This window comes from Saccharopolyspora erythraea NRRL 2338 (assembly GCF_000062885.1).
GTDB classification, from domain to species: domain Bacteria; phylum Actinomycetota; class Actinomycetes; order Mycobacteriales; family Pseudonocardiaceae; genus Saccharopolyspora_D; species Saccharopolyspora_D erythraea.
In genome coordinates, this window is the sequence record NC_009142.1 from 6,870,112 (window position 1) to 6,891,918 (window position 21,807).

The 21,807-nt window shown below is 71.7% G+C and carries 21 protein-coding genes, 1 tRNA gene and 1 pseudogene; 8 read left to right on the plus strand and 15 right to left on the minus strand.

What is annotated here, in order from left to right:
• Positions 1-93: 93 nt before the first annotated feature.
• A complete protein-coding gene (locus SACE_RS29385; protein WP_009947523.1) occupies positions 94-675 on the minus strand; it encodes an Rv1733c family protein in 582 nt (193 codons plus the stop codon).
• A gap of 268 nt (positions 676-943) precedes the next feature.
• Positions 944-1,618, minus strand: a complete 675-nt coding sequence (locus tag SACE_RS29390) for a uracil-DNA glycosylase (RefSeq protein WP_011874956.1) — start codon at positions 1,616-1,618, stop codon at positions 944-946.
• Positions 1,619-1,994: 376 nt separating this feature from the next.
• Here SACE_RS29390 and SACE_RS29395 point away from each other — a divergent pair, with 376 nt between their 5' ends.
• Positions 1,995-3,335, plus strand: a complete 1,341-nt coding sequence (locus SACE_RS29395) for an MFS transporter (protein ID WP_009947521.1) — start codon at positions 1,995-1,997, stop codon at positions 3,333-3,335.
• Positions 3,336-3,445: 110 nt separating this feature from the next.
• On the opposite strand, the gene SACE_RS29400 is transcribed toward SACE_RS29395, so the two are convergent.
• Positions 3,446-4,411, minus strand: coding sequence for a thiamine-phosphate kinase (locus tag SACE_RS29400; RefSeq protein ID WP_009947520.1), 966 nt, complete (start codon positions 4,409-4,411; stop codon positions 3,446-3,448).
• Between the two features lie 95 nt (positions 4,412-4,506).
• Here SACE_RS29400 and SACE_RS29405 point away from each other — a divergent pair, with 95 nt between their 5' ends.
• Positions 4,507-4,740, plus strand: coding sequence for an Lrp/AsnC ligand binding domain-containing protein (locus SACE_RS29405; RefSeq protein ID WP_011874957.1), 234 nt, complete (start codon positions 4,507-4,509; stop codon positions 4,738-4,740).
• Positions 4,741-4,819: 79 nt separating this feature from the next.
• Positions 4,820-5,401, plus strand: coding sequence for a DUF3515 domain-containing protein (locus SACE_RS29410; protein WP_231849831.1), 582 nt, complete (start codon positions 4,820-4,822; stop codon positions 5,399-5,401).
• A gap of 27 nt (positions 5,402-5,428) precedes the next feature.
• Here the strand turns inward: SACE_RS29410 and SACE_RS29415 are convergent, their stop codons facing one another.
• Together SACE_RS29415 and pdxR are read right to left on the minus strand one after the other, a co-directional pair.
• Positions 5,429-6,517 carry a D-alanine--D-alanine ligase family protein gene (locus tag SACE_RS29415; protein ID WP_009947516.1) on the minus strand — a complete coding sequence of 363 codons (1,089 nt, stop codon included), beginning with the start codon at positions 6,515-6,517 and terminating at the stop codon, positions 5,429-5,431.
• Positions 6,518-6,553: 36 nt separating this feature from the next.
• The gene (gene pdxR / locus SACE_RS29420) at positions 6,554-7,960 is read right to left on the minus strand and encodes a MocR-like pyridoxine biosynthesis transcription factor PdxR (RefSeq protein ID WP_011874959.1); all 1,407 of its coding nucleotides are present in this window, start codon (positions 7,958-7,960) and stop codon (positions 6,554-6,556) included.
• 60 nt (positions 7,961-8,020) lie between these two features.
• Between pdxR and SACE_RS29425 the strand changes: the two are divergent.
• Positions 8,021-8,702: pseudogene (locus SACE_RS29425) on the plus strand (pyridoxamine 5'-phosphate oxidase family protein).
• 278 nt (positions 8,703-8,980) lie between these two features.
• Here SACE_RS29425 and SACE_RS29430 read toward each other — a convergent pair.
• The 6 genes from SACE_RS29430 to SACE_RS29450 all read right to left on the minus strand — a co-directional run bounded on the left by SACE_RS29430 (position 8,981) and on the right by SACE_RS29450 (position 13,208).
• Positions 8,981-9,457: a cysteine dioxygenase gene (locus tag SACE_RS29430; protein ID WP_011874960.1), complete on the minus strand. Its 477-nt coding sequence runs from the start codon at positions 9,455-9,457 to the stop codon at positions 8,981-8,983.
• Positions 9,458-9,710: 253 nt separating this feature from the next.
• Positions 9,711-10,079: a mycothiol transferase gene (locus tag SACE_RS29435; RefSeq protein WP_231849833.1), complete on the minus strand. Its 369-nt coding sequence runs from the start codon at positions 10,077-10,079 to the stop codon at positions 9,711-9,713.
• 34 nt (positions 10,080-10,113) lie between these two features.
• A complete protein-coding gene (locus SACE_RS39855; protein ID WP_009944419.1) occupies positions 10,114-10,242 on the minus strand; it encodes a hypothetical protein in 129 nt (42 codons plus the stop codon).
• Between the two features lie 49 nt (positions 10,243-10,291).
• Positions 10,292-11,380 carry a cystathionine gamma-lyase gene (locus SACE_RS29440; RefSeq protein WP_009944418.1) on the minus strand — a complete coding sequence of 363 codons (1,089 nt, stop codon included), beginning with the start codon at positions 11,378-11,380 and terminating at the stop codon, positions 10,292-10,294.
• Positions 11,381-11,404: 24 nt separating this feature from the next.
• Positions 11,405-12,436, minus strand: a complete 1,032-nt coding sequence (locus tag SACE_RS29445; RefSeq protein ID WP_009944417.1) for an NAD(P)H-dependent glycerol-3-phosphate dehydrogenase — start codon at positions 12,434-12,436, stop codon at positions 11,405-11,407.
• Positions 12,429-13,208: a lysophospholipid acyltransferase family protein gene (locus SACE_RS29450; protein ID WP_011874964.1), complete on the minus strand. Its 780-nt coding sequence runs from the start codon at positions 13,206-13,208 to the stop codon at positions 12,429-12,431. The genes SACE_RS29445 and SACE_RS29450 overlap by 8 nt, the downstream gene beginning before the upstream one ends.
• A gap of 112 nt (positions 13,209-13,320) precedes the next feature.
• On the opposite strand from SACE_RS29450, the gene cofC reads away from it, so the two are divergent.
• The 3 genes from cofC to SACE_RS29465 all read left to right on the plus strand — a co-directional run bounded on the left by cofC (position 13,321) and on the right by SACE_RS29465 (position 17,321).
• Positions 13,321-13,953, plus strand: a complete 633-nt coding sequence (gene cofC, locus SACE_RS29455) for a 2-phospho-L-lactate guanylyltransferase (protein WP_009944415.1) — start codon at positions 13,321-13,323, stop codon at positions 13,951-13,953.
• A 99-nt stretch (positions 13,954-14,052) separates the two neighbouring features.
• Positions 14,053-16,332, plus strand: coding sequence for an RNA degradosome polyphosphate kinase (locus tag SACE_RS29460; protein WP_009944414.1), 2,280 nt, complete (start codon positions 14,053-14,055; stop codon positions 16,330-16,332).
• A 2-nt stretch (positions 16,333-16,334) separates the two neighbouring features.
• Positions 16,335-17,321, plus strand: coding sequence for an NUDIX hydrolase (locus SACE_RS29465; protein WP_009944413.1), 987 nt, complete (start codon positions 16,335-16,337; stop codon positions 17,319-17,321).
• Between the two features lie 130 nt (positions 17,322-17,451).
• Here the strand turns inward: SACE_RS29465 and SACE_RS29470 are convergent, their stop codons facing one another.
• The 3 genes from SACE_RS29470 to leuC form a co-directional block, all read right to left on the minus strand.
• Positions 17,452-18,192, minus strand: coding sequence for an HU family DNA-binding protein (locus tag SACE_RS29470; protein WP_425328972.1), 741 nt, complete (start codon positions 18,190-18,192; stop codon positions 17,452-17,454).
• Positions 18,193-18,328: 136 nt separating this feature from the next.
• Positions 18,329-18,931, minus strand: coding sequence for a 3-isopropylmalate dehydratase small subunit (gene leuD / locus SACE_RS29475; RefSeq protein WP_009944411.1), 603 nt, complete (start codon positions 18,929-18,931; stop codon positions 18,329-18,331).
• Positions 18,932-18,957: 26 nt separating this feature from the next.
• Entirely contained in the window at positions 18,958-20,361 is a 1,404-nt protein-coding gene (gene leuC, locus SACE_RS29480; RefSeq protein WP_009944410.1) for a 3-isopropylmalate dehydratase large subunit, read from the minus strand.
• A gap of 89 nt (positions 20,362-20,450) precedes the next feature.
• Between leuC and SACE_RS29485 the strand changes: the two genes are divergently transcribed.
• Positions 20,451-21,152: an IclR family transcriptional regulator gene (locus SACE_RS29485; RefSeq protein WP_193755451.1), complete on the plus strand. Its 702-nt coding sequence runs from the start codon at positions 20,451-20,453 to the stop codon at positions 21,150-21,152.
• A gap of 219 nt (positions 21,153-21,371) precedes the next feature.
• On the opposite strand, the gene SACE_RS29490 is transcribed toward SACE_RS29485, so the two are convergent.
• Positions 21,372-21,444 (minus strand) — tRNA-Glu (locus SACE_RS29490).
• Positions 21,445-21,807: the final 363 nt, after the last annotated feature.

Consider the following 21,807-nt stretch of genomic DNA (forward strand, 5'->3'; position numbering starts at 1 on the left):
CGCACTCCGGCTTCGCCGAACCCCGGGACGGTCCCGCCGTCCCGGGGTTTTTCGTGCCATCGGCGGCGCCTCACCCGGCTCGCGGCCGGGCGGTCAGGTCATGTGGTTGCGCCAGCGCGGCTCGACCCATTCCCACTCCGCGCCCCAGGCGGACAACCGGCCCCGGACCACGAGCCAGCGGGCGAGGCCGTAGCCGATCGAGAGCGCCATCAGGCCTCCGAGCAGCACCGCCGCGCCGATGGTCCCGGCGGCCTGGGTGGCTTCGGCGCGCGTCGACGGCGCGGAGGTGATCTGCCCGTCGCGGTCGAGCCAGACCGGAACGGTCTTCTCGGCGCGGACGTGCGCGGGGACGTGGATGACGGCGAAGCGCTCGTCGGGCGGTTGCCCCCAGCGCACGGCCAGCGAGCGGTTCGCCGAGCCCTGGTCCCGGAGGTCGGCCACCACCGTCGCGACGACCGGGTGCCGCGACGTCTCCTCCTCGTGCACCGCCGCCAAGCGGTCCCGCAGCACGGACTGGGAGGTCAGCAACGCCAGCGCCACGACCACGATCGCCGCGAGGAACAGCACGAACAACGCGACCGGCTCGAACCAGTCGGTGCGCCGGCGCAGCGGATTGGCGCCTGGCCACACCCGCCGGGCGAGGCGCTGCAGGCTGCTGTTCCGGCCGGCCCCCATGACGAGCCTTCTTCCGACACGAACGCTGGTATCCGGCACCCTCGAATGTACGACCGGCCGGAAGCGACAGCCACCCGCGCACGCGCGCTGACCTGCGAGTAGGCGACACACAGCGGTGCTGTGACGGCCGCGCGGAAGCGGAGCCGACGACTCGCGGAAGCGGCGGAGCGGCGTCGGCCCGACAGGCTCCGGAACGCGATGTCACGGCCGAACGGCGACGGCCCGGCGCAAGCAGAGCCGAAGACGGCTCTGCGGAGGGTGAGCCGCGCTACGGCAGCTTCCAGTCGATCGGATCCTCGCCGCGGCTCTCCAGGATCTGGTTGACCCGGCTGAACGGCCGCGAGCCGAAGAAGCCGCGGTCGGCCGACATCGGGCTCGGGTGCGGCGACTCGACGCACTCGACGCCGGGCATCAGCGGCCGCAGGTCGCGGGCGTCGCGGCCCCACAGGATCGCCACCAGCGGCTCCTCCCGGGCGGCCAGCGCGCGGATCGCCTGCGCGGTGACCTCCTCCCAGCCCTTGCCACGGTGCGCGGCGGGCTTGCGGGGCTCGACCGTGAGCGCCCTGTTGAGCAGCAGCACCCCGCGCTCGGTCCACGGCGTCAGGTCGCCGGTGGAGGGCATCGGGTAGCCGAGGTCCTCGGTGTACTCGCGGAAGATGTTGACCAGGCTCTTCGGCAGCGGCCGCACGTCGGGTGCGACCGAGAAGCTGAGACCCACGGCGTGCCCCGGCGTCGGGTACGGGTCCTGGCCGACGATCAGCACCCGCACCTCGCGGAAGGGCTGCTTGAACGCGCGCAGGACGTTCTCCGGGGCCGGCAGGTACTGGCGACCCGCGGCGACCTCGTCGCGCAGGAAGCCGCCCATCGCGCTGATGCGGTCGGCCACCGGTTCCAGGGCCTCGGCCCACCCGGCCTCGACCACGTCTGAGAGGGGACGCGCCATGGCAGAACAGCCTAGCGAGGCGGCGAGATCCACAGGGCGCCGCCCCAGCCGGTGACTCTGGGTCACGAACACGGAAAAGTGACAGTCGTCACACCCATTTGGATGCCTGTGACATCAGGCGGGTACGCAATGCGCCCCGGAGCACACCCGGATTCGCCATTTCCGCCTGTCACGACCGCAATTGGCGACCCCATTCGGCGATCGGAGCGCCAACTGCTGCGCCGAGTTCGCCGTGACGATTCGCATAAGCGGGTAATCATCGAAATGGACACATTCCGGCGTATTGGTGGCTATGCCCTGCACCCTGAGCTAGGTTCCTAGACCACCTAAACGCACACGCCGTGGAGGCTCAACCCCGGAGGTGGCGCTAAGCCCCATGACTTCACAGGAGAAAGACGGGACAACCCCAGAACAGCGGTCACTGCTGCGGCGTGCGGTCGGAGCGGCGGCGATCGGGAACACCACGGAGTGGTACGACTTCGGTGTCTACGCCTATGTGGCCAGCTATGTCGGCCACCAGTTCTTCCCCGGGCCGTGGGAGACGGTCTCGGCTTTCGGGGTCTTCGCAATCTCCTTCCTGATCCGGCCGTTCGGCAGCCTGTTCTTCGGACCTCTCGGGGACCGCATCGGACGGCAGAAGGTCCTGGCCCTGACGATCCTGCTGATGTCCGGTTCGACGCTGCTGATCGGCCTGCTGCCGACCTACAGCGCGATCGGCGTGCTCGCCCCCGTCCTGCTGCTGCTGTGCCGGATGCTGCAGGGCTTCTCGACCGGTGGTGAGTACGGCGGCGCGGCGACCTACATCGCCGAGTTCGCACCGGACAGGCGGCGCGGTTTCTACGGCAGCTGGCTGGAGTTCGGAACCCTGGTCGGCTTCGGCCTCGGCGCGCTGGTGCCGACCATCCTGATCCTCAACCTCGACCAGGCCTCGATGGAGTCGTGGGGCTGGCGCGTCCCGTTCCTGATCGCGGGTCCGCTCGGCGCGGTGGGTCTCTACCTGCGGAGCAAGCTGGAGGACACGCCCGCGTTCAAGAACCTCCAGGAGACCCACCAGGTCGCCAACTCGCCGCTGAAGGCGCTGATCGCCGAGCACTGGCGCAGGCTGCTGATCCTGATGGGCATCGTGGTGCTGATCAACGTGGCCAACTACACGTTGCTCACCTACATGGAGACCTACCTCAAGCAGACGCTCCACCTCGACGCGCCGGGTCAGGAGTACCAGGTGCTCATCCCGCTGCTGATCACGGTCGGGGTGATGCTGGTGTTCATCACGCCGGTCGGTGCGCTGTCGGACAAGGTGGGGCGCAAGCCGGTCTTCCTGTCGGCGGCGATCTGCTTCATCGTGCTGCCGATCCCGGCGTTCATGCTGATCTCGCAGGGCACCCTGCCGACCACGCTGGCCGGGCTGGCGCTGCTGGGCCTGGCGCACATCCAGACGATCGGGCCGCTGGCCGCGACGCTGCCGGCGATGTTCCCGACCAAGGTGCGCTACGCGGCCTTCTGCGTCGGGTACAACGTGTCGACGGCCGCGTTCGGCGGCACCGCGCCGTTCATCAACGACGCGGTGGTCCAGTCGACCGGGAACACCTTCTTCCCGGCCTACTACCTGATGGGTGCCGCGGCGGTCGCGCTGATCCCGATCCTGCTGATGAAGGAGACGGCGGGCAAGCCGCTGATGGAGGAGGGCGTCACCAAGTCCGCCCCCGCCACGACCTGATCCGCGGGTCTTCCGGGGCGCTACGGCAACCCGGAAGACCCACGGCACGAAAGGGCCCGGCCGGAACTCTCCCGGCCGGGCCCTTTTCGCTCGTGCGGTCCGGATCGGCGTCAGCGCCAGTGCTCCCAGCCGGAGCTGCCCTCGTAGGGCGCGCCGTCGACGGTCACGCCCTGGCCCTCGGCGGTGACGCCGACGGCGCGCCAACCCTCCGGAAGCGCCACCTCAGGCGGGAACGTCGCCGCCAGCGCTTGGTCCTCTCCCCCGGTGAGGACCCAGTGCCGGGCGTCGGCGCCGAGCGCGGAGGCGACCTCGCTGAGGCGCTGCGGCACCTCCAGCAGCTCGTTGCGGATGTCGACGGCGACACCCGATGCGGTGGCGATGTGCCCGAGGTCGGCCAGCAGCCCGTCGGAGATGTCCACCATGGACGTCGCGCCGGCCTCGGCCGCCAGCGGCCCGGCCGCGTACGGCGGCTCCGGCACCCGCTGCGCGCCGACGACCGCCACCGGCGAGCGGAAACCGCGGCCGAGCACCGCGAGACCGGCCGCCGCCCACCCGAGCCTGCCCGCCACCGCGACGACGTCGCCCGGCCGCGCGCCGGAACGGGTGACCGGCTGCCTGCCCTGCAGATCGCCGAGTGCCGTAACCGAGATCACCAGTGCCGTTGCCGACACCATGTCGCCGCCCACCAGACCGATCCCGACCTGCTGTGCTTCTTCCCACATGCCCGCCGACAGCTCGTCGACCACCTCGGTCGGCGTGTCCTGGGAGCAGCCGAGGCCGACCAGCAGACCGGTGGGCACCGCACCCATCGCGGCGATGTCGGAGAGGTTCACCGCGACGGCCTTGCGCCCGACCTGGCGCGGCGTGGACCAGTCGAAACGGAAGTGCACCTGCTCCACGAGCACGTCGGTGGTGGCCACCACGCGGCCGTCCGGGGCCGCCAGGACGGCCGCGTCGTCCCCGGGGCCGATGAGCGTGCCCGGTGACTGCTGCCTGCCGGACGTAACCCGATCAATGAGACCGAACTCACCCACCTGGGAAACGGTCTGTGCGTCCTGCGACGAATCCGGACCCAACTGAGACCTTCCTTCCTTGAGCGTCAGCTCGGTCTAATGGGGTAGCTTGCTGCAAGTTTCCTACCCCGCACATGGTCGAGACGAAGGGGCACGCCGTGGTTCAGGCATACATCCTCATCCAGACGGAAGTCGGCAAGGCAGCCGCGGTGGCCGCCGAGATCGCCGGTTCCGCCGGCGTCGTCAGCGCCGAGGACGTCACCGGTCCGTATGACGTGATCGTGCGCGCGGAGGCGGAGAACGTCGACCTGCTCGGCAAGATGGTCGTGGCCAACATCCAGAACGTCGAGGGGATCACCCGGACCCTGACGTGTCCGGTGGTGCACCTGTAGTGGACGGGCGGCGGGACACGACGGCGCCGGCCGCGGGCCGGTGCGGTCGTGCCCTGCCGGCCGTGCTGTAGTGGTCCGCGTGAGTCGCGAAGTGCCAACCCCCGGCCTGCCCCGACCGGTGTTGGTCGTCGCCATCGCACTGGGCGCGCTGCTGGCCGTGTCGGTCGCCGCGCTCGGACTGTACGTCCAGCACGTCGGCGACCAGGAGCGGCAGGCCCAGGAGGCCGCGCAGAAGGCTCGCCGCACCGGACCGCTGGCGCTCCCGCCGATCCCCGCCGCCGAGGCCGGGACGCCGGAGTGCGCGAAGGTGGTCGCCGCGCTGCCGCGGGACCTGCGCCTGGGCGAGTCACCGGTGCCGCGCCGGGCGCTGGCCGAGCCGGTGCCGCCGGCGACCGTCGTCTGGGGCGACGCCGAGCACGACCCGGTCACCGTGCGCTGCGGCATCGACGCACCCGCCGAGCTGACCCCGACGTCGAAGCTGGTCGACATCTCCGGGGTGAGCTGGCTGGAGATCAGCGAGGGCGGCCGGTCCTCGTGGCTGGCGGTGGACCGCCCGGTCTACGTGGCGCTCACCGTCCCGGCCGGCTCGGGCAGCGGCCCGGTCCAGGACCTGTCGCAGATCCTGCGCGACACGCTGCCCAAGCAGCCGGTCTTCCCCTGAGCCCCCATCCGGGGGCCGGTGGATGGCTCAGCGCAGGCCGGTGCCGCGCGCGATGGCGGTCTCGATCAGGGTGCTCAGCAGCGTCGGGTAGTCCACGCCGGTCTGGGCCCACATCCGCGGGTAGAGCGAGATCGCGGTGAAGCCCGGCATGGTGTTGACCTCGTTGACGATCAGCTCGCCGTCGTCGGCGACGAAGAAGTCCACCCGCGCCAGGCCCTGGCACTCCAGCGCGCGGAACGCGGTCACCGCCGCCTCGCGCATGCGCTCGATGGCGTCGTCGCCGATCTTGGCGGGGATGTCGAACTCGGTGACGTCGTCGAGGTACTTCGACTCGTAGTCGTACCAGGTGGAGTCGCCGGTCACGCGCAGCTCGGCGGGCAGCGACGCCTCGACCCGGCCGTCGGGGAACTCCAGGACTCCGCACTCGACCTCGCGCCCGGTCACCGCGGACTCGATGATGACCTTCGGGTCGGTGCGGCGGGCCTCGGCGATGGCGTCGTCGAGGTCGGCGTGGTCGGTGACCTTCGTGATGCCCAGCGACGACCCCGCGCGGGCGGGCTTGACGAACACCGGCAGCCCGAGGCGCTCGCGCTGCTGCTGGTCCAGAGTGGACTGGTCGCGGCGCAGGACCTCGTAGGTGCCGACCGCCAGGCCCTCGGCGGCGAGCAGCTTCTTGGTGTACTCCTTGTCCATCGCCACCGCGCTGGAAAGCACGCCGGGACCGGCGTAGGGCACCCCGGCCATCTCCAGCAGGCCCTGGATGGTGCCGTCCTCGCCGAAGGCGCCGTGCAGCACCGGGAACACGACGTCGACCGACGACAGCACCTCGCCGCCGCGACCCGGCTCCAGGTACATCAGGTCGCGCGTCGGGTCGCCCGGCAGTGCGACCGCCTTGCCCGAGGTGATCTCCGGCGTCCTGCGGTCCTGGATCTCCAGGGCCTCCGGGTCGTCGCCTGCCAGCACCCAGGCGCCCTCCTTGGTGATGCCGACGGGCACCACCTCGAAGCGGTCGCGGTCCAGGTGGGCCAGCACGCTGCCGGCCGAGACGCAGGAGATGCCGTGTTCGGTGCTGCGTCCTCCGAAGACGACCGCCACCCGGGTCTTGCGCTGTGTCATGCGCGGGACCCTACCTGCTGGGCGAGCGCCGGCCGGTCACGTGTCACCGCACAGACGGGCCAGCACCGGCAGCGTGGCCTCCAGCTCCGGGCGGGAGCAGGCGGCGTATCCGAGGGCGAGCCCGAACCACTGCTGCGGGCCGCAGTGGTGGCGTCGCAGCCCGTCGAGGACCACTCCCTCCTCCCGGGCGCGGTCGACGACCCGCCGCTCGGTCGCCCCGTCAAGCAGCGGCAGCACCACGTGCGCTCCCGCCTGGTCACCGAAGACCTCGATGCCGTGCTCGGCAAGGCGCTCGACGATCAGCGCCCGGCGCTGGGACAGCTCCCGCCGCAGGCGCCGCAGGTGCCTGCCGAGGTCGCCGTGGCGGGCGAACTCGGCCAGCACCCGCTGCCCGGCCGGGGCGGGTCGGGTGCCGGTGCGGGCCCGGTGTTCGAGGACGGCGGTGGCGACGCGCTTGGGCGCCAGCATCCAGCCGACGCCCAGGGTCGGGGTGAGGATCTTGCTGGTCGTCCCCAGGTGCACCACGACGTCCGGTGCCATCGAGGCCAGGACGGGCAGCGGCGCGACGTCGTAGCGCAGCTCGCCGTCGTAGTCGTCCTCGATGATCAGCCAGCCCTCGGCGCGGGCCCGCTCCACCAGCGCGACCCTGCGATCCGCGGGCAGCCGCCCGCCGATCGGGTACTGGTGCGCGGGCGAGCAGTAGACGGCGCGGACGCCGCTCGGGACGGCGTCGACGACGATGCCCTGGTGGTCCACCGGGGCCGGGACGACGCGGATACCCGCGGCGTCCAGCGCCCCCACCGCCCGCTGGTACCCGGGCTCCTCCACCGCGACGGCGTCCCCGCGGCCCAGGACGGTGGAAGCCAGCTCCCCCAGGGCGGCGGTGGTTCCCCCGGTGGCCAGGACCGTCTCCACCGGCGACCCGCCGACGACCAGGCCGCGGTGGCGCAGCAGGTGGTCCACGACGGCGGAGCGGTACTCGTCGAGCCCGGCGCGTTCGGGGCCCGACGCCGGTCCCGCGTCGGCCGCCGCGCGCCACGCGCGCCGCCAGGCCGCCCGGTCGATGCCGGCCGCCCACGGCGCTCCCGGCGTCAGGTCGACCTCGCCGCCGGCGGTGCGGTCGCGGCGCGGCGGTGCCGGAGGCGCCGAGACGGTGCCCGGCGGGGTGGTGGTGACGTAGGTCCCCGAGCCGTGCTTGCCGACGATCCAGCCCTCGGCGTGCAGCTGCTCGTAGGCGGCGGCCGTCACAGTGCGGCTCACCGCCAGGTGGCGGGCGAAGGCGCGGGTGGAGGGCAGCCGGTCGCCGCCGCGGAGCTGACCGGCGCTGGCCGCCCGCCGCAGCGCGTCGGCGAGCTGCACGGCGAGCGGGCGCTGGTCGTCGCGGCGCAGGTCGATGGCCAGCTCCAGCAGCGGCGAGCTCGCCGCGGGGACCGAATGTGGCATTTGGAAATTCTCCCTGATTGGCACTTCGATAATGCCACTTCTGGGAAGATCCTGTTCAGCGTGACCCCAACGACGCTCTCCCCCACCGACCGGAGCCGCATCCAGCGAAGCCGGGAACGGGCCCGGACCGACCGCCGATCTGCACGCCGTGCTCGACGCCGGGCTCGTGTGCCACCTCGGCGTCGTGGTCGACGGCGCACCGCGGGTCCTGCCGACCGGCTACGGGCGCATCGGCGACACGCTCTACCTCCACGGCTCGACGGGCGCGCGCAGCCTGCGGGAGGCGGGCGGGGACGCCGAGGTCTGCGTGGCGGTGACGCACGTCGACGGCGTCGTCTACTCCCGCTCGGCGTTCCACTTCTCGGTCAACTACCGCAGCGCCGTGGTCCACGGCCGCGCCCGGCTGGTCACCGACCCGGACGAGCGACTGGCGGGTCTTCGCGCGCTCACCGAGCACCTGGCGCCCGGGTCGTGGGAGCACGTTCGCCGGCCCGACACGAAGGAGCTCGCCAAGACCGCGGTGCTCGCCCTGAGCCTCGGCGAAGCCTCCGTGAAGGTCCGCTCCGGCGGAGCCAACGACGACGCCGAGGACATCGCGGCCAACGCCGCGTGGGCCGGGGTGCTGCCGCTGCGCGCGCAGTGGGGCGAGCCGGAACCGAACCACGACCTGCCGGAGGACTTCGCCGTACCCGCCCACGTGCCGAACCGGCGGCCACCGGCTCCCGGCGGCACCACTCCCTAGGCAGAACACCTAGGGCAGTTTCACGAGCGACGTCAGCCGCTTGCGGCGCGGAACCCCACCCACACCGCCGGGTTTCTGAGCGCCTGCCTTCAATCTTTGAAGCGGCGCAGCCGCTTGGCCCACCCTGCCAACCGGCACCGCCGCGGGTTCTCAGGCGTCCTCTGGCGAGGACAGCTTTTTCGCGGCGTATGGCTGATAGGTGAGAAGAAGATCCCGGAGCCAGAGGGCGCCTGAGGTTCCGCTACCGGCACCGCGACGCAAGCCGCTCCGCAACATTCCTACAAGGGCCGCACGCCCTCGTAGGGGTTGCTCCGGTACACCCGCATCGGCGCCCTGACCGGGCGGTAGACGTGGATGCTGATCGCCGGGTCCTGGCCCTCGTTGCGGACCTGGTGGATGTAGTTGGGCCCGAAGACCCGCGACTGGCCCTCGACCAGCGAGTGCAGCGTCTCGACCGGGCCCGCGTCGCGGTCCTGGATCACGCGCTCTGAGAGCTCCCCGGAGACGAGGGTGAAGGCGCCGGTGGCGCCGCCGTGGTCGTGCAGCTCGGTGTGCTGGCCCGGCAGCCACGTCAGCAGCCACGCCTCGTGCTCCTCGGTGCGTTCGAGCAGCCCGAACCAGCGCTGCTCGGGGTCGTAGCGCACGAGGTGGGCCCAGCTGCTGCGGGCGGCGGCCAGTTCGCGGGCGATGCGCACGGGGTGCGCGATGGCGCGGTTGGCGGGAACGGCGACGGTGTTGGGCGGAACGGCAAACACGGTTGAGGTGTCCTTCGGCGTCTTGGCGAGGCGGGGACGGCGCGAACGGCACGTGGCCGTGCCATCAACCCGCAGGGTCGGTGGGATGGATCACCGCGAAGGACAGAGCGCGCTGGCTACCCGGCGAAGGTCGATGTGACCTCTCCGCTCACCGAAGGCACGCATGTACACGCCGCTCACTGAACCAGCAGCGCCGCCCCGACGTCAAACCGACCAGGCGCATCTCACACTGCGGAGCGGTTCCGCCGCCCGGTTACTCGCCGGTCAGGCCGTCGCCGAGCTCCCGCGCGATGTCGAGGTGGCCCACGTGGCGGGCGTACTCCTGGAGCAGGTGGAACAGGATCCACGCCAGGGTGGGCGGTTCGTCGCCGGGCCCGAATCGCCCGCCGACGGCCGAGCGGTCCTCCAGGCGCGCGCCCGCCGCGATCGCGCGGGAGCGTTCGCACTGGGCGAGGAAGAACTCGCGGACGCTGTCGAGGGTGTCGTCCGGTTCGAGCAGCCACCGGTCGTCGCTGCCGGGTTCGTGGTCGGCCCACGGCCGGTCGACCTGCTCCGCCGCGAACCCCCACTGCAACCACCGGCGTTCGACGTGGGCGAGGTGCTTGAGCAACCCCAGCGGCACCCAGCCGGATGGCACGCGGCTGCGGCGGGCCTCGTCATCGCCAGAGCCCGTCGAGCTTGCGCAGCACGGCATCCCGGTGGAAGTCCAGGTATCCGGCCAGCAGCTCGGCGGGGTCGCTCAGCGCCACCGAGGGCTCGGGCGGCGGTTCGATCATGTTGACCATGCCCGAAGACTAGAGGCAGGTGAGTCTTCCGGGCCGCCACAGCGAAGACTCAGCCCAGGGCCTGCACGACGTCGGCGACGAGGTCGGCGGTGTCCTCGCACCCGGCCGAGAGCCGCACGAAGCCCTCCGGCACCGGGTCGCCCCACTGCGCCCGCCGGTCCGCCGTGGTGTGCAGGCCGCCGAAGCTCGTCGCCGCCACGACCAGCCTGCTGCGCCGGACGAACTCCTCGACCGCACCGGCGTCGGCCAGCTCGAAGCGCAGCACCCCGCCCCAGCGGCGCATCTGCCGCCCCGCGAGCTCGTGCGCGGGGTCGGCGGCCATCCCCGGCCAGCGCAGGCCGGAGACCGCCGGGTGCTCGCGCAGGACCTCCGCCAGCGCCGCCGCGTTCTCGGCCTGCCGCGCCAGCCGCAGGTCCAGCGTCGCCATGCTGCGGTGCACCAGCCAGGTCTCGAACGGCCCGGGAATCGACCCGGACAGCGTGCGCGCCCGGACCAGCCGCTCGGCGAGCTCCTCGTCGCGCACCGAGACGTGGCCCATCAGCAGGTCGCTGTGCCCGGCCAGGGCCTTGGTGTCGCTGGCGACGACGATGTCGGCGCCGAGCTCCAGCGGACGCTGCCCGATCGGCGTCGCGGTGGTGTTGTCGACCGCCACCAGCGCGCCCGCCGCGTGCGCGCGCTCGGCGAGCGCGGCGATGTCGCAGACGTCGAGGCCCGGGTTCGACGGCGTTTCCAGCAGCACCAGCCGAACTCCGTCGAAGACGCCGTCCTCCCACGGTCCGGCGGTGGGGATCTCACGCACGTCGAGGGAGAGCTCGGCGAACTCGTCGCGCACCAGCTCCCTGGTGGCGTAGTAGCCGTCCGACGGCAGGATGAGCGCGTCCCCCGCGCGCAGCACCGACCGCAGCAGCGTGCTGATCGCGGCCATCCCCGACGGCAGCAGCACGCAGCGGCCACCGTCGAGCTCCCCGATCGCCTCTTCCAGCCCCCGCCAGCCCGGATTGCCCGCGCGGCCGTAGAAGTCGCCGCCGCCGAGGTGGTACGGCGCCGCGAACACCGGCCCGTGCGACAGCGGCGCGCCCGGTTCCGGCGCGGCCTGGCCACCGTGGACGCAGCGCGTGCCGTCCCCGTAGTCCGCCATCGGCGTTCCCACAGCCGTTCCTCCCTACTCCGCCTTGCGTTCGCGGCCCAGCAGCTCGGCCGCCGCCGGCCCGGGCTCGAGTCCTTCGTGGCAAACCCGGTGCACCACATCGGTGATCGGCATCTCCACGCCGGTGCGCGCGGCGAGCTGGCGGATCGACGAGCACGACTTCACGCCCTCGGCGACCTGCCCGTGCGCGGCGTCCTGGGCCTGCGCCAGCGTTTCGCCGCGGCCGAGGCGCTCGCCGAAGGTCCGGTTGCGCGACAGCGGCGACATGCAGGTGGCGACCAGGTCGCCGAGGCCGGCCAGGCCGGCGAAGGTCATCGGCTCGGCGCCGAGCGCCACCCCGAGCCGGGTGGTCTCGGCGAGTCCGCGGGTGATCAGCGACGACATCGTGTTGTGCCCGTAGCCGAGCCCGACGGCCATCCCGCAGGCCAGCGCGATCACGTTCTTGCACGCCCCGGCGAGCTCGATGCCGACCAGGTCGGTGTTGGTGTAGGGGCGGAAGTACGGCGTCGAGCACGCCTGCTGCAACGCGACGGCCCGGTCGTGGTCGTTGCACGCGACCACGGTCGCGGTCGGCTGCTCGGCGGCGATCTCGCGCGCCAGGTTCGGCCCGGACACCACGGCGACCTGCTCCATCGCGACGTCGGCCACCTCGCTGACGACCTCGCTCATCCGCTTGAGCGTGCTCAGCTCCACGCCCTTGGCGAGGCTGACCAGGGTCGCGCGCTCGGGCAACAGCGGTTGCCAACCCGCGAGGTTCTCCCGCAGCGTCTGGCTCGGCACGGCCAGCACCACCGCGTCGGTGCCGTGCATCGCCTCGGCCGCGTCGTCGGTCGCCCGCAGCCGTTGCGGCAGCACGATCCCCGGCAGGTAGCCGGCGTTGACGCGGGTGGAGTTGATCTCCTCGGCGACCTCGGTCCGCCGCGCCCACAGCGTCACGTCGGTCCCCGCGTCGGCGAGCACCTTCGCGAAGGTGGTGCCCCACGAGCCCGCGCCGAGCACGGCGACCTTCGCCGGGACGCGCCCGTTCTGATCCGCCTGCTCAGGCATCGCCATCTTCGCTCCGGCTGCGCTTGCGGGCCGCGGAGTAGTACTCGGCGGGCGGCTGCTCGCCGCGGATCTCACCGAGCAGGTCGCGGACCCGGTGCATCGCCAGGTCGGTGACCTCGCGCAGCAAATGGTTGTCCAGCTCCCGCCCGCGGTACGCCGACAGGTCCAGCGGCTCGCCGAACCGGAAGTGGACGGTCTTGCGCGGGAACGGCCGGAACTTCTTCCGGTAGTGGTCGTAGACGTCGCGGGTGCCCCACCGCGCCGCGGGCACCACCGGCACCTCGTGGCCCAGCGCCAGTCGCGCGATGCCGAACTTGGGCGTCATCGGCCAGCCTTCGGGGTCCTTGGTGATGGTGCCGTCCGGGTAGATGATGACGGCCTTGGACCCCTCCATCGCCTCGTGCGCCGCCCGCAGGCTCTTCTGCGCGTCGACGGTGCCCCGGTAGACGGGGATCTGCTCGACCCCGTTGAGGACGTTGCGCAGCACGGGCACGTTCCACAGCGTGTTCTTGGCCAGGAACCGCGGGATGCGCCCCGCCCGGTGCACGGTGACGGCGTCGAAGACGGGGTCCAGGTGCGAGACGTGGTTGAACACCAGCAGGACCGGGCCCTCGGCGGGGACGTTCTCCAGGCCCGTGACCCTGGTCCTGGCCAGCAGGCCGGTCAGGGGGTAGCAGACCGCCCGGGCCAGCCCCAGCCAGAACTTGCCGAGCCCGCGTGCTTTCTCGTTGGTGGTCCTCCGCCTGCGCCGGAGACTCCTCGGTTCGGTCACGCCCGACTCCTTCCGCGTCACGAGCGGCTGTCAACGTACCTTCCCGGCCGGGTGAAGCTCGCACAGCGGGCGGCCCTGCCGCCTGCGCGCCGCCGGGCGGAAGATGTCGGTCGTGACCACCGGTTCGCACCTCATCGTCCCGATCAAGCCGTTGCACCTGGCCAAGACGCGGCTGCGCGCCGCGGGCGCCGCACCCGCCGCGCATGCGGCGCTGGTCACGTCGGTGGCGTTGGACACCGTCGAGGCGGCTCGCGCCGCGCGGGGTGTCGCCGGGGTCGTGGTGGTGACCTCCGACGCGCGGCTGGCCGGCGCGTTCGCCGCGATGGGCGTGGAGGTCGTGCCCGACACCCCCTCCGCGGGCCTGAACGAGGCGCTGCGCCACGCCGACGCGCTGCTGCGGGCGAGAGCCTCCGTGCGCCGCGTCGGCGCACTGCAGGCCGACCTGCCCGCGCTGCGGCCGGAAGATCTCGCGGACGCGCTCGACGCGGCCGGTGACGACCGCTCGCACTGCCCGGACCGCCAGGCCACCGGCACGACGCTGCTGCTGGCCGAACCCGGCCGCCCGCTGGACCCCCGCTTCGGGATCGGGTCGTCGGCCGCCCACGAGCGTTCCGGCGCCAAGACTCTCCACGGCCCGTGGGACTCGCTGCGTTGCGACGTCGACACCACCGACGACCTCCGCGCAGCCTCCCAGCTCGGTCTCGGACCTCGCACCCGCTCCCATCTGGCCGACCGCCCGCGGTAACCCGCCGGGCGGGACCGGTGACCGACGGCGACCGCGGCTCGGCGGGCTCGAGGTGGTGCAGCCCTCAAAGGTCGAGCGAAGGTGCCCTGATGAGTGACAATGGACGCCGTGAGTACGGACAGCAGCGATCGGGACGGGAAGCCGCCGCGCAGGTCTCGGGCGGCCGCCGAAGGCAGGACGACCACCACCCGCCGCGACCCCGTTTCGGCCCGGCGCGGCACCACCGCGCCGGACGTCCTGACGGGCCCCGCGACGGCCGAACCCCGCGACTCCCGCGTACCGGCAGCCCCACCCGCGGCGACCCGCGCGGCGATCATCACCGACCTGCCGGAGGACCGCTACCTCAACCGGGAGCTGTCCTGGCTCGACTTCAACGCCCGGGTGCTGGCGATAGCCGAGGACTCGTCGCAGCCGGTGCTGGAGCGCGCCAAGTTCCTGGCGATCTTCGCGTCCAACCTGGACGAGTTCTACATGGTCCGGGTTGCCGGGCTCAAGCGCCGCGAGGAGACGGGGCTCTCGGTGCGCAGCGCCGACGGCCTCACCCCGCACGAGCAGCTCGCCAGGATCGCCGCCCGCAACCAGGACCTCACCGAGAAGCAGGGCCGCATCTTCCTCGACGAGCTGCTGCCCGAACTGGCCGCCAACGGCATCCGGATCCTGGCGTGGGACAAGCTGGACGAGCCCGACCAGCAGAAGCTGAGCACCTACTTCGAGGACCACATCTTCCCGGTGCTGACCCCGCTGGCGGTCGATCCGGCACACCCGTTCCCCTACATCTCGGGACTCTCGCTCAACCTCGCGGTCACCGTGGCCGACCCGGACGCGGGCATCCGGCGCTTCGCCAGGGTCAAAGTTCCCGACAACGTCCCGCGGCTGATCCGGGTGGAATCCGACCGGGAGAGCGAGCAAGCCACCTTCCTGCCGCTGGAGGAGCTCATCGCGGCGCACCTGGACAAGCTCTTCCCCGGCATGGTCGTCACCGAGCACCACATCTTCCGGGTCACCCGCAACGCCGACCTGGAGGTCGAGGAGGACCGCGACGAGGACCTGCTGCAGGCGATGGAGCGGGAGCTCGCGCGGCGGCGCTTCGGGCCGCCGGTGCGGCTGGAGGTCACCGAGACCATGAGCGAGAACATGCTCGAGCTGCTGCTGCGGGAGCTGGAGGTCGACCAGCACGACGTGGTCGAGGTGCCCGGGCTGCTCGACCTGTCCTGCCTGTTCCAGCTCGACAAGCTGCAGCGGCCGGACCTGAAGGAGCCACCCTTCGTCCCGGCCACCCACCCGGCCTTCGCCGAGGTGCAGACGCCCAAGAGCATCTTCTCGACGCTGCGCGAGGGCGACGTGCTGGTGCACCACCCCTACGACGCGTTCTCCACGTCGGTCCAGCGCTTCATCGAGCAGGCCGCCGCCGATCCGCACGTGCTGGCCATCAAGCAGACCCTGTACCGCACCTCAGGTGACTCGCCGATCGTCAACGCGCTCATCGACGCCGCGGAGGCCGGCAAGCAGGTCGTGGCGCTGGTGGAGCTCAAGGCGCGCTTCGACGAGCAGGCCAACATCCAGTGGGCGCGGACCCTGGAGCGCGCAGGCGTGCACGTGGTGTACGGGCTCGTGGGGCTCAAGACGCACTGCAAGACCGCGCTAGTGGTGCGGCAGGAGGGTTCCACCATCCGCCGCTACTGCCACCTCGGCACCGGCAACTACAACCCCAAGACGGCCCGCATCTACGAGGACCTCGGGCTGCTGACCGCCTCCGCCGAGATCGGCGCCGACCTCACCGACCTGTTCAACGTCCTCACCGGTTACGCCCGTCACGGCGAGTACCGGCGGATCCTGGTGTCGCCGCAGGGCATCCGCAACGGCATCAAGAAGCGCATCGAGGCCGAGGCGGCGCTGGCCGCCGAGGGCCTGCCGTGCGGGATCCGGATGAAGGTGAACTCGCTCGTCGACGAGCAGATCATCGACGCCCTCTACCGCGCCTCGCTGGCCGGCGTGCCCATCAGCGTCGTGGTGCGCGGGATCTGCGCGCTCAAGGCGGGCGTGCCCGGGCTGAGCGAGAACATCGAGGTGCGCTCGATCCTCGGGCGCTTCCTGGAGCACTCCCGGGTGTTCCACTTCGTCGGCATCGACGAGCACTGGATCGGCAGCGCCGACATGATGCACCGCAACCTCGACCGGCGGATCGAAACCCAGGTGCGGGTCACCGATCCCAAGCTCACCGCCCAACTCGACGGCATGATGGACTCCGCGCTGGACCCAGCCACCCGCTGCTGGGTCCTCAACGCCAAGGGCGACTGGGAGGCGTCGCCGCGCAGCGGCGAGCGGGTCAAGGACCACCAGGCCGAGATGCTGCGCCAGCACGGCGCGAAGGTGTCCTGACGATGGGGGCGAGCCAGAACCAGCCGATCTTCGAGGAAGTCGAGCCCGGACCGGCCGTTGCCGCGGTCGTCCGCGCGGCGGGCGCGGTGCTTTGGCGCCCCGCGCCGGACGGCGGGATCGAGGTCGCCGTCGTGCACCGGCCCCGCTACGACGACTGGTCGCTGCCCAAGGGCAAGCTGGATCCGGGCGAGCTCGCCGCGCACGCGGCGGTGCGGGAGGTCGAGGAGGAGACCGGCTTCCGGTGCGTGCTGTCGCGGTTGCTCACGCGCGTGAACTATCCCGTCCCCGCCCGCGATGGCGGGCGGGCCGAGAAGGTCGTCGACTACTTCGCCGCTCGCGCGGGAAGTGGCCGTTTCACGCCCAATGCGGAAGTCGACGAACTGCGGTGGACGAGCACCGAATGCGCGCGGCGACTGGTCAGTTATCCACACGATTCGCGCGTGCTCGGCGCATTCGACGCGCTTCCGCCGGATGCGCCGACCGTCCTTCTGGTACGCCACGCCAAAGCGGGGAAACGGGCGGATTGGACCGGTGACGACGTGCTCCGCCCGCTCACCGAACCCGGTATCCGCCAGCGCGACGCATTGCATTCGCTGTTGCGGTTGTTCGGCCCGGAGCGGGTCCATTCGGCGCCGCGAACCCGGTGCGACCAGACCGTGGAGCCGCTCGCGGCCGAACTGGGCGCGGTGGTGGAACCGGAGCCCCTGCTGTCCGAAGAGGGCTACGTGGCCGACCCCGAGGCGGGGCTTCGGCGCCTGCTGCGGATCGCAGCCGAGCCGGGGACTGCCGTGGTGTGCAGCCAGGGCGGCGTGATTCCGGACCTGGTGGCCCGGCTGGCCGACCGGGGCGGGTTCTCCCTCGGCGAGGTGCACAGCCGCAAGGGCAGCGTGTGGACGCTGGCGTTCCGGCGCGACCACGACCGGACCGACGGCGCGGCGCCGAACCTGCGCCTGGCGGCTGCCGACTACCTGGACGACCCGGTCACCTGACGCGCGAGGCGGGCCTTCCGGCCCGCCCGCACACCGCCCCGAACGCCGTGAACGGGCGGCGTCCTACCCGCGTGGGGTCAGGACGCCACCCGTTCAGGCCCGAGAATCGACTCGCCTGGAAAGCGAGTGCTCACTTCTTGGTGGTCTTGCGCGTCGTGGTCGACTTCCGGGTCGCCGGACGCGTCGTCTTGGCGGTCGACGACTTGGCCGTGCTCTTGGCCGCGGTCTTCGGGGCCGCCTTGGCGGTGGTCGCCTTCTTCGGCGCCGCCTTGGAGGCGGTCGACCTGCTGGTGGTGGCGGCCTTGGTGGTGGTCCGCGCCTTGGTCGTGCCGGCCTTGGCGGTGGTCGACTTGGTGGCGCGGGTGCCCGCCGTCTTGGTGGCGGCGGACTTCGACGCGGTGGCACGGGTCGTGGAGGTCTTCGCGGCGGCGGCACGGGTGCCCGCGGCCTTCGTGGTCGAGGCCCGGGTGCCCGACTTCGCCGAGCTCAGGCGCGGCAGTTTGCGGGTGCCGCCGATGACTTCCTTGAACTGGGTGCCCGCGCGGAAGGCGGGGACGTTGGTCTTCTTCACCTTGACGGCCTCGCCGGTGCGCGGGTTGCGAGCCGTGCGGGCGGCGCGGGCGCGCTTCTCGAAAACACCGAAGCCGGTGATGTTGACCTTTTCGCCCTTGTTGACCTGGCGGACGATGATGTCCACCACGTCCTCCACCGCCTTGCTCGCGGTCTTCTTGTCTCCGAGGCGTTCCGCCAGAGCCTCAATGAGTTGGGCCTTGTTCACTTCAGTCCCTCCCAGGACAACAACGGCCCCGTCGGGCCGACTCATGCCCACGGTAAAGCCCCGAACAAACAAATGCCATTCGCCACGCCCCATTTTTTCGTTGGCGCATCGGCAATCGTGTCTGTCCGGAGCGGTCCCCGGGCCCTCCCGGGGGACTGTTCTGTTGAGTTCCCGGGGGCGCGTTTTTCCTTTCACGAGGGGAAAAACGCGCCCCGGAGCGGCCTCCCGATCAGCCCGCGCGGGCGGGCAGGGTGGCCGGTTTGAAGCTCGGCCGGGTCTTCTCAAAAGTGTCGATCGTCTCGGCCTGCCGGAGGGTCAGGCCGATGTCGTCGAGACCTTCCAGCAGCCGCCAGCGGGTGTAGTCGTCGATCTCGAAGGGCACCGTGAGGTCCTTGGCGTGCACCGTGCGGGCCTCCAGGTCGACCGTCACCGAGGTGCCCGGCTCGGTCTCCAGCACCTTCCAGAGCAGTTCCACATCGGACTGCTCGCAGCGGGCCGCCAGCAGCCCCTGCTTGCCGGAGTTGCCCCGGAAGATGTCGGCGAAGCGGGAGGAGATGACCACTCGGAACCCGTAGTCCTTCAGCGCCCAGACGGCGTGCTCCCGGGAGGAGCCGGTGCCGAAGTCGGGTCCGGCGACCAGAACGCTGCCGTTGCGGAAGTGCGGGTTGTTGAGGATGAAGTCATCGTCGGCCCGCCAGGCGGCGAACAGGGCGTCCTCGAAGCCGGTCCGGGAGACCCGCTTGAGGTAGACCGCCGGGATGATCTGGTCGGTGTCCACGTTGGACCGGCGCAGGGGCACGCCGACCCCGGTGTGCGTCTTGAACGGTTCCATCGTCGCTGCTCCTGGTGGGTAGGGGGTCAGTCGAGGTCTTCGGGCGAGGAGAGGGTGCCGCGCACCGCGGTCGCGGCGGCCACCAGCGGCGAGACCAGGTGGGTGCGGCCGCCCTTTCCTTGCCTGCCCTCGAAGTTACGGTTGGAGGTCGACGCGCTGCGCTCCCCGGGGGTGAGCTGGTCGGGGTTCATGCCCAGGCACATCGAACAACCGGCCGAACGCCATTCCGCCCCGGCGGCGGTGAAAACCTCGTTGAGCCCCTCGGCCTCGGCCTGCTTGCGGACCCTCATCGAGCCCGGGACGACCAGCATGCGCACCTCCGAAGCCACCTTGCGGCCCTTCAGAACGTCCGCTGCGGCCCGAAGATCTTCGATCCGGCCGTTGGTGCAGGAACCGAGGAACACCGTGTCCACGGCCACCTCGCGCAGCGGAGTGCCCGCTTCCAGGCCCATGTAGTCCAACGCCTTCTCGGTCGCGAAGCGCTCGCTCTCGTCGGCGATGGCGGCGGGGTCCGGGATCCGAGCGCCCAGCGGCAGGCCCTGACCGGGGTTGGTGCCCCACGTGACGAACGGGGTCAGCTCGTCGGCGTCGAGGGTCACCTCGGCGTCGAACTCGGCGTCCTCGTCGGTGCGAAGCGTCTTCCAGTACTCGACCGCGGCGTCCCACTCCGTGCCCTCCGGGGCGTGCGGACGGCCCTGCAGGTAGGCGAAAGTGGTCTCGTCGGGCGCGATCATGCCGGCCCGCGCACCCGCCTCGATCGACATGTTGCACATCGTCATGCGGGCTTCCATCGACATCTTCTCGACGGCGCTGCCCCGGTACTCCAGCACGTAGCCCTGCCCGCCGCCGGTGCCGATCTTGGCGATGACGGCCAGGATCACGTCCTTGCTCGTGACCCCCGGGCGCAGCGTGCCCTCGATGTTGATGGCCATGGTCTTGAAGGGACGCAACGGAAGCGTCTGCGTCGCCAGCACGTGCTCGACCTCGGAGGTGCCGATGCCGAAGGCCAGCGCGCCGAACGCGCCGTGGGTCGAGGTGTGGCTGTCGCCGCAGACGACGGTCGTGCCGGGCTGGGTGAGGCCGAGCTGGGGCCCCACCACGTGCACGATGCCCTGCTCGGCGTCGCCCATCGGGTGCAGGCGGATGCCGAACTCCTCGCAGTTGCGCCGCAGGGTGTCGACCTGGGTCCGCGAAACCGGGTCCGCGATCGGCAGGTCGATGCCCGTGGTGGGCACGTTGTGGTCCTCGGTGGCCAGCGTCAGGTCGGGACGGCGCACCTGCCGCCCCGCCAGGCGCAGCCCCTCGAAGGCCTGCGGGCTGGTGACCTCGTGAACGAGGTGGAGGTCGATGTAGAGCAGGTCGGGCTCGTAGCCCTCGCCGCGGCGCACGATGTGCGCTTCCCAGACCTTCTCCGCGAGCGTCTTGCCCATCGCTCCTCCGCGTCGAGCAGTGGTGACCCCGGCCGGGGTCACATCCCATGAAGTGGACTTCCCAGATGACGAGAAGTTAGTATCGGTACGTGGGACAGCATAGCGGTATCGGAGTACTGGACAAGGCGGTGGCCGTCATGCAGGCCGTCGCCAGCGAACCGTGCGGCCTCGCCGAGCTGTGCAGCCGGACCGGGCTGCCCAGAGCGACCGCGCACCGGCTGGCCGTGGGCCTGGAGGTGCACCGCCTGCTGCGGCGCGGCTCCGACGGCCGCTGGCGCCCCGGGGCCGCGCTGGCCGAGCTCGCGGGCGGGGCGGTCGACCCGCTCCTGGAGGCGGCCGCCCAGGTGCTGCCCAAACTGCGGGACGTCACCGGGGAGAGCGTGCAGCTCTACCGCCGGGACGGGATGCAGCGGCTGTGCATCGCGGCGGCGGAGCCGCCGAGCGGCCTGCGCGACACGGTGCCGGTCGGCAGCGCGCTGCCGATGGCGGCGGGTTCCGGCGCCAAGGTGCTCGCCGCGTGGGCCGACCCGGCGACGCAGCGGGCCGTGCTGGCCGAGGCGGTCTTCGGCGAGCGGACCCTGATGGAGGTCAAGCGCCGCGGCTGGGCCCAGAGCGTCGCCGAGCGCGAGTCCGGGGTGGCCAGCGTGTCGGCGCCGGTCCGCGACTCCGGCGGCAACGTGGTGGCGGCCATATCGGTGTCCGGGCCGATCGACCGGATGGGGCGCCGCCCGGGCGCCCGCTGGGCGGCGGACCTGCTGGCCGCAGCGGACGGGCTGCAGAACCGCCTCTGAGGCGCCGCGAGCGGGTCGTGGCGGCCCGTTGCCCTCGCGCCACGACCCGACGCGGCGGAGAACGCCTCAGCGGCCGGGAGCGGCACGCTCCACCCGCCGGCCAAGTGCCCCGACGGCCCGCCCACAGCACACGCGCGCTGACGCCGGCCCGCCACCGAGGCAAGCGAAAAGCGGCGGGGCCGGTATGTCCTCGACACACCGGCCCCGCCGCTTCTTCCGTAGTCCCGACGGGATTTGAACCCGCGCTACCGCCTTGAGAGGGCGGCGTCCTAGGCCGCTAGACGACGGGACCGCGCTACGGGTAAAAGACTACAACACCCATTCACGTCCCTCGCACACCCCCCTCCCCCAACCCATCACCGCAGGCAGAAGCCCCACACACCCCAAGCACCACCCCGAACCCGCCGAAGCCGTGCCCCAGACCTCCGGTGTAACACCGCCCACACCCACAGGTACGGCACACCCATTCCGCCCGTATGGCTATGGCTTGGACGTAGTCGTGCGAGGTGTCCGATATCGGTCGTGCAATGCGAGCAGCGGCAAGCATCCGGCTATCGGCGATCCAATGGCTGAGTGCGGCGAGGGGACATGGGGCTGTGTTGGCGCGCTCCGAAACCGCGCACCACAAGTCATTGAGGCCGTTGGACAAGCAACT